The organism is Micromonospora sp. KC207 (assembly GCF_004348615.1).
Lineage (GTDB): Bacteria > Actinomycetota > Actinomycetes > Mycobacteriales > Micromonosporaceae > Micromonospora.
In genome coordinates, this window is sequence record NZ_SMKJ01000335.1 from 1 (window position 1) to 6,942 (window position 6,942).

Here is a 6,942-nt window from a genome sequence, read left to right on the forward strand (position 1 = left end):
AGACAGGTGGTGGGAGTCGGCGGGGTCCAGGGGGTAATGCTGGACGTGGCCCGGGTCGAGGTGGTGGAGTCGGGTGGCGAGCTGGCGGGTGATCAGGTGCTCGTAGATACCCACCTCAGGCTCGTTCATGGGGCTGGAGAGTAGCGTGTCCGGGCTCGACGCGCGGGTGTGCCGAAAGCCGCGTGTTGATGTTGGTGGTGGCCTGGGTTGTCGAGGGTGAATCTCTCGGCCCCCAGCCTCGGGACGGTATTGAGTTTCCCGGGTTGTGTCGGCCTCGACGGCGTAACTCACTTTTTCCCATCTGACGCAACTCCATGTCGGACTCGGGTGCAGAGCCACGCGGGCGGAACCCCATCTGCTTCTTCTCAGGTAGGGAATCCAGCACTGTCTGGATTGCGGATGTGGTTTATGGAGGACGACCAGCCCTTGTCTTGGGTCAGCGGCGTGATGTGTGCACCGGCGTCGACAAGTCGTTGGAGGCTCGCCGCGTATGCCGGGTGAGCCGCGAGCTCCGGCTTCACGTTCGGAAAGGCGTAGGTGGGTAGTCCCGTGCCGAGCGCCTGGTTGAGGATGCCGAGGGCTACGTTGTCGTTGATTCCGAGTGCCCACTTGTTGATGACATTGAAGGTGGCTGGCGCGACCACGACCACGTCGGCCGCCGGATGGGGCTCCGGGGCGCCCGGCTGCCGCCATTCGACCCGAACCGGATACCCCGTCTGTTGCGCCACAGCGCCCCGATCGATCCAGGTAGCGGCGGTCGGCGTGGCGGTCACACACACTGTCCACCCGTCGCTCATCAGTAGGTCAATGAGCTCACTGATCCGCAGCACAGGTGGTGCCGCAGAGACAACGAGAGCCAGCACTCGTCTGCTGTTCACACCAACACTCCCGCCCGCTCAGCCAGCGGTCGAAGCCCCGGTGTCGCAGCCCTCCGTTCCTTCGACAGCAGGTCGAGCAGCAGCATGCGAGCCTGGATGTTGGTGTGGACAGCCTCAGCGGCGACCCGTTCCGCTTCGAGGAGGTGTAGTACCGCGACCGATTTATCTGCCGAGCCCGTCATAGTCGCGGCAGCGAGGTCAACGTGTACCTGAGCTCGCCGGCCAACCAGCACCGCAGGCAGGCGGGAAGTGTCCAAGCGCGTTCCGATCTCTATGGCGTGGGCCGGACTGCCCACACGAACTGCAGTGGAGACGGCATGAATAGTGACATTCGTTGGGCCGAACCCGGTCCACAGCCGGTTGCCGTCCGATCCGAGTTGCGTTGCGAGCTCAGCGGCCTTGGCGAGATGGCACCCGGCTGTCTTCGCGTCCAGCCGGCTAGCGGCCATCACCGCAGCCAGGAGGAGTAGCGCCCCATGTGCAGACAGGAGGTCAGGGTTGGTTTGCCCCTGTTGAGAAGTGAGCTTTTCGACGGTGGTCTGCACCACTAGCTCAGCATCACCCGACCGGCCAGGTAGACGGAGAAGAGCACATGCTGCCTGGTACGCGGCCACGGCGGCCAGCGGGCGATCGTCGGCCAGACCTGCCGCGGTCGAGGCTCGGTCCGCCGCAAGAAGGGCGGTGTGGCCATCCCCGATCTTGGCGGCAAGCTTCGAAGCGGCGATGTAGGCGGCGGCGAGCAATCGGAAGGCGCTTGTGCGGTTGCCTCCCGAGGATTGACTCGCTGTCTCGGCGGCCCTGGCCAAGACCTCCGGCACGAGTCGAGCTGCTGAGCTGTAACTCGCGCGCTGATAGAGGTGGTGGACTCGGCCGACGTCCCGCCGCACGTCGGCGAGGGAACGCACCTGGCCAGTCTGATGCACCGGGACATAGTTGCCGAGGAACGCTCGCAGGCCCGTCAGGAGTTCCGTCCGAGCGGTTCCGAGTGATGGAGCCGGGCTTCCGTTCTTCATGACCTGACCTCGCCGGGGTGCCACCGAGACATCAATGAGCATGTCATTGAGCTGTTCGAGCGTGACTCGCAATGCCGTCGCGATTCTGCTTCGGTGCCAGGGTTGCGGATCCGTCTCGGCGTTCTCCCATCGGACGACGGTGGAACGTTCCACATCAAGCAGCTCGGCCAACCGCTCCTGGCTCAGGCCAAGCGTCTTCCGCCGCTGGCAGAGTCGATGCCGCTTCAGAGCCACTCAGACCTCCTTCGCCTGGCGTCACTCTAGTAACCGTATGTCGATGTTGCGGGTACGCAGACGCCACATTGATGCGTCATTTCGGCTCCTTCGACGCTGTGGTTACTGCTCTGGCTCACCTCGAAGCTGGGATGCATGACCCGGTGCGGGTGCTGGGCTCCGGGGTGTGTCGGCCCGAACGACGCGACCTTGTCCCCGCCCGCCCCGGCGCACTTCCACCCTTCCGCGACGTACAGGGGCGCAGAGACCATGAGTACCGCCGTTGCAGACTTCCCCGTTTCCATCCAGGCCATCGACGAGGACGTGATCTCTGCGGTCCACCCCAACGTCCCCGAGTCCTGGCCGGAGGGAGCGCAGTACCGCAGTGAACGGGTCCCGAACCCGTGTCGGCTGCCTCGCTGGGGGCAGGCCATGCCCGAGCACGGTGAGCAGGCGTGACGCCGGCCGAGATCGTCCGCCGGTGGCTGCGGCTGGTGGTGGCGGACGCGGAGCTGTCCCCGTACCTCGTCGGGGTGGATCTGGACCGGATCGCCGCGCACCTGACGGTGAGCCTGACCGCCGCGCTCGCCGGTGAGCCGGCGGACGCCTGGGGTGGGCTCGGCCTGTCGGAGGCGCAGTGCCGGCGGATCGGTGACTACCTGGTCGGGGTGTGCTGGGCGGCCGACCTGCCCGGCGAGCGGATCGCCCAGGTGCGTCGGGCGGTGGCCCGATGAGCGCGGTCGGCGACTCCGCTGAGGCGGCGGTGGGGACCGGCGACGGCGTGCCGGCCAGGGTGATCGGTCACGACCGGCCGTGCGCCGGCATCGCCATCCTGACCCTGCGCCCCTGGGTGCGGCTGCCGCACCACCCCGGCCAGGCTGTTCCCGTCCAGACCCCACGGTGCCCCGGCCGCTGGCGTTGGTATTCCCCCGCCAATCTGCCGCGCCCCGACGGCACCGTCGAGCTGCACGTCCGTGCCGTGGCTGCCGGCGCCGTCTCGGGCAGCCTCGTCCACGACGTACGCCCCGGCGAACTGCTGCACCTCGGCCCGCCCCGCGACACTGGCCTGCACCTGCGCGACGGTGACCTGCTGTTGGTGGCCGGCGGCACCGGGCTGGCCCCGCTGCGCGCCCTGGTCGAACAGGTCGCCGCCGCTCCCGACGGCCGCCGGGTCACGCTGGTCGTCGGTGCGCGCACCTTCGCCGAGCTGTACGACGCGATCGCCCTCGACAAGCTCCAGCGCGCCCACGGGTGGCTGACCATCGTGCCCGCCCTCTCCCACGACCCGCACGCCGATCCGGCCGAGCAGGGTGACGCGCTCACCCTCGCGCTGCGCCACCACCAGCCTCACCAACAGGTGTACGTCTGCGGCCCGCCCGCCATGGTCGACATCGCCCGCTGCTGGTTGCCCCTCGCCGGGGTGCCCGAGGACCGCCTTCACCTGCCCGACCCGGCTGGCCCGTGACGGGAACCGCCGCAGCACGCGCTATCGGCGAACGGGCCGCGAAGCAGAACGGCACGTAGTCGGCGACGGACCCGCCGGGTGGGCAGGGGCGCATGCAGGCAGGGCTGGTGCCGGTAGTGTGCCGAGACGCCCATCAGGAGGTGGAATCGATGCGTGCCGGGCTGGAGGTGCCGCCGTCCGTCGAGGCGGAGCGGGTCGTCACGGCGGTGCTGGCCGACCTGCGTTCCGGTGACCACCGGGGTGTGGTCGTCGACTCGCCGCCCGGCGCCGGCAAGTCCACCCTCGTCGTCCGCGCCGCCGTCGAACTCGCCGCCGCCGGCGAGCCGTTGATCATCATCGCGCAGACCAACGAGCAGGTCGACGACCTCGTCGACCGGCTCGCCCGCAAGGCCCCCGAGCTGCGCATCGGCCGGCTCTCCGCCACCGAGTACCGGCCTACCGACCGGGTGAAAGGGCACGCCACGGTCAGGGTGGCCGCGAAGGTCCCCGACCTCGGCGAGCCGGCCGTCATCGTCGGTACGGCCGCCAAGTGGGCCACGGTCACCGACGGTTCCTGGCCGTGGGCGATCGTCGACGAGGCGTACCAGATGCGGTCGGACGCCCTGTTGCGCGTGGCCGGCAGGTTCGAGCGGGCCCTGTTCGTGGGGGACCCCGGGCAGCTCGACCCGTTCTCCACCGTCGAGACGCTGCGCTGGACGGGCCTGACCTGGGACCCGATGCAGTCCGCGGTGTCGGTGCTGCTGCGGCACAACCCGCAGCTACCGGTGCACCGGCTGCCGGTGTCGTGGCGACTGCCGGCCTCGGCGGCGCCGGTGGTCGCGGCGGCGTTCTACCCGTTCACCGGGTTCCGCGCCGGCACCGGCCACGACGACCGGGTGCTCGCGTTCACCGAGGCCGGGCCGGGGGACGCCGTGGACGCGGCGGTGGAGCTGGCGGCGTCGTCGGGCTGGGCGCTGTACGAGCTGCCGGAGCGGCACACCCCGCGTACCGACGGGGAGGTCGCCGCCGCGTGCGCCGCGCTGGCGCTGCGGGTGCTGGCGCGCGGCGCGGTCGCCGTCTCCGAGCACGCGCCGGCCGGCGCGCCGGTCACCGCCGACCGGATCGCCGTCGGGGCCGCGCACCGCGACCAGGTCGCGGCCATCCGTGGGCACCTCGGCGGGGCCGGGGCGGGCATCACGGTGGACACCGCCAACCGGCTCCAGGGCCGGGAGTACGACGTGACGATCGTGCTGCACCCGCTGTCGGGGCGGCGGGACGCGACCGCGTTCCACCTGGAGTCGGGGCGGCTGTGCGTGCTGACGTCCCGGCACCGGCACGCGTGCGTGGTGGTGGCGCGGGCGGGCATCGCGGAGTTGCTGGACGCGTACCCGTCGACCGAGCCGGTGCACCTCGACGTCCCGGTCAAGTTTCCGGACGGCTGGGAGGCTCACCAGCATCTCTTGGCGAAGCTGGCTAACCCGGTGTTCGCCGGTTGATTCCCCGCCCGCCTGGGGGGCGTCGCCAGCGGGTCGAGCACCCACACCGCGATGCCCACCGCCGCGAGCAGGGCCGCCGCGAGCACGCACCACAGGAGCATCCGGCGCGGTGACCTCCCGCGCGCGCCCACCCGCCGTGCCGTGACGACAGGTGGGGCGACAGGGCCGGCGTCCGGCGGGTCGGCGTCGGACCGCTGGCGGGGGTGCGCGGTGCCCGTCTCCCGGCGGGGGATCGCCGGTGGGCTTACCGGCCACCTGCCCACGGCGGTGGGCGGAGCCGGGACGGCGGCGGACGGGAGGGGGTGCTCGTCGAGGTGCGCCTGCATGGCCCGCGCCGCCAGCCGGAGGCACCACAGGCCCCGGTCGGGCCTGAGGTCCTCGAAGGTGGTGCAGGTCAGGGCCTGGGCGATCAGGGAGAGGCGGGCCTGCCTGCGCCACGTGGGCGTTCCGCCGGGCGGCCGGGCGTAGGCGGTCCCCACCTCGTCGGCGATCCGGACGAGCTCCGCGACGGGCCCGGGCAGCGTGCCCGGTCGCCCCCGCTGCGGGTGGACGAGGTACGTGATCAGGGCCTCGGACTCGCCGCGGGTGAGGCTCGGGACGTACCGGAGCACGGTGGCCAGCAGCAGGGCGGCGAGGTCCCGGGTCAGCGGGGCCTCCGCGTCGATGGCGCTCAGCCCGACCAGCGAGAACCGCTCGGGGTACGGCCTGCCGTCGGCCCCGCAGGGCACGAGCACGTTGCCGCCGTGCAGGTCGCCGTGGGCGAAGCCGGGATGGAAGTCGATCGGCTGGCGGTGATACGGCGATGCGGGGTCCAGGGCCCGCAGCGGGTTCGGCAGGGGCCGCGAGTCGATGAGCAGCGACTCGGCGTCACTGTGGAAGCCGAAGATGCTCATCGCGTCGTGGACCTTCTCCCACGTGCCGGCCGCCCTCAGTTCCCGTTCGAGGTACGGGCCGAGTGCCGTGGCGCGGGTCGGCGGGTGGGTCCTCCCGGGGGTCGGCTCGACGCCGTTCCACTCGTGCAGCACCGCCTCCAGCACGGCCCGGAACGCGGCGAGCAGGTCGTCGCCGTCCAGTTCGTCCAGGGCCCGCACCCGGGCGCCGCCGGTGGTCGTCTCCTCGAACATGAGCCGGCGGCCGTCGCGCAGGTCGATCGGGGGGAAGATCTGCTCGGCCAGGTGCCGCCTCGCGAAGTCCCCCGGGGCGGCGCGCGCCCGGTGCTGGCCGCGTACCTCCCGGTTCCGCGAGCGGGCCGGCAGGACCTTGACGAAGACCTTCCGGGTGAGCGTCCTGCCTGGCGGCACCGGCTCGGTGAGCCTCGCGACGAAGAGCGTGGCACCGCCGTAGCCCCGATCGAGGCGCGTCTGCGGCGGGACGCTGATCTCCCGGTGGCACTGCTGCCCGAAGTCTTCCAGGGCTGCCCTGAGCGTAGGGTCGGGTACGTATGGTTCGAGGGGTTCGGCCATGTCCGCCGTTGGGCCCTTCACGAGGAAAGTGAACGTGGACGATCGGGATCGCGTCGTCCGCGAAGGGTGTCGCGCGCGGAGTAGAAGCTACCTCAGGGTCGGGCGAATCAGGGGGATGCTCGCAGGGGGGCGGCAACCTACTCAAAGGTAATTCCGGCTGCCGCCCCCCGGGGCGGGCTCAGCCGGCGTACTGGTCGCCGAACTCGCGGACGCCGTCGACGTCGAGGGTGATCCGGCTGTTGTCGCCCCAGGCGCCGGTGGCGGCCCGCCAGCTCGGGTCGTCCCGCTCGTCGATGGCGGTCCAGTTCTGCCGGTGGAAGCGGAGCTGGATCGGCCCGCTCGACTCACCGGGTGCGAGCACCCCGTCGGTGAACGTCAGCCGGACGTGGCCGGGGACCGGCGTGCCCGGCACGGGGTACCGCGTCGGGGTGGGGC

At 71.2% G+C, this 6,942-nt stretch carries 7 protein-coding genes and 1 pseudogene; 4 read left to right on the forward strand and 4 right to left on the reverse strand.

Annotated features, from left to right (window positions below):
* Nucleotides 1-365 precede the first annotated feature (365 nt).
* Together E1258_RS28320 and E1258_RS28325 are read right to left on the reverse strand one after the other, a co-directional pair.
* A complete protein-coding gene (locus E1258_RS28320) occupies nt 366-878 on the reverse strand; it encodes a flavoprotein (RefSeq protein WP_132406502.1) in 513 nt (170 codons plus the stop codon).
* On the reverse strand, nt 875-2,125 hold the full coding sequence (locus E1258_RS28325) for a helix-turn-helix transcriptional regulator (RefSeq protein WP_132406504.1): 1,251 nt from the start codon (nt 2,123-2,125) through the stop codon (nt 875-877). The genes E1258_RS28320 and E1258_RS28325 overlap by 4 nt, the downstream gene beginning before the upstream one ends.
* A 249-nt stretch (nt 2,126-2,374) precedes the next feature.
* Between E1258_RS28325 and E1258_RS28330 the strand changes: the two genes are divergently transcribed.
* The 4 genes from E1258_RS28330 (at nt 2,375) to E1258_RS28345 (ending at nt 5,044) form a co-directional block, all read left to right on the forward strand.
* Complete coding sequence (locus tag E1258_RS28330) at nt 2,375-2,563, forward strand: hypothetical protein (protein WP_132406506.1); 189 nt, start codon at nt 2,375-2,377, stop codon at nt 2,561-2,563.
* Nucleotides 2,560-2,838, forward strand: coding sequence for a hypothetical protein (locus E1258_RS28335; RefSeq protein ID WP_132406508.1), 279 nt, complete (start codon nt 2,560-2,562; stop codon nt 2,836-2,838). The genes E1258_RS28330 and E1258_RS28335 overlap by 4 nt, the downstream gene beginning before the upstream one ends.
* Nucleotides 2,835-3,569: an FAD-binding oxidoreductase gene (locus E1258_RS28340; RefSeq protein WP_132406510.1), complete on the forward strand. Its 735-nt coding sequence runs from the start codon at nt 2,835-2,837 to the stop codon at nt 3,567-3,569. The genes E1258_RS28335 and E1258_RS28340 overlap by 4 nt, the downstream gene beginning before the upstream one ends.
* 149 nt (nt 3,570-3,718) lie before the next feature.
* The gene (locus E1258_RS28345; RefSeq protein WP_132406512.1) at nt 3,719-5,044 is read left to right on the forward strand and encodes an AAA family ATPase; all 1,326 of its coding nucleotides are present in this window, start codon (nt 3,719-3,721) and stop codon (nt 5,042-5,044) included.
* On the opposite strand, the gene E1258_RS28350 is transcribed toward E1258_RS28345, so the two are convergent.
* Nucleotides 4,996-6,507 carry a hypothetical protein gene (locus tag E1258_RS28350; RefSeq protein ID WP_132406514.1) on the reverse strand — a complete coding sequence of 504 codons (1,512 nt, stop codon included), beginning with the start codon at nt 6,505-6,507 and terminating at the stop codon, nt 4,996-4,998. The genes E1258_RS28345 and E1258_RS28350 overlap by 49 nt on opposite strands.
* A gap of 178 nt (nt 6,508-6,685) precedes the next feature.
* A pseudogene (locus E1258_RS28355) lies at nt 6,686-6,942 on the reverse strand (glycosyl hydrolase family 5); the annotation flags it as partial.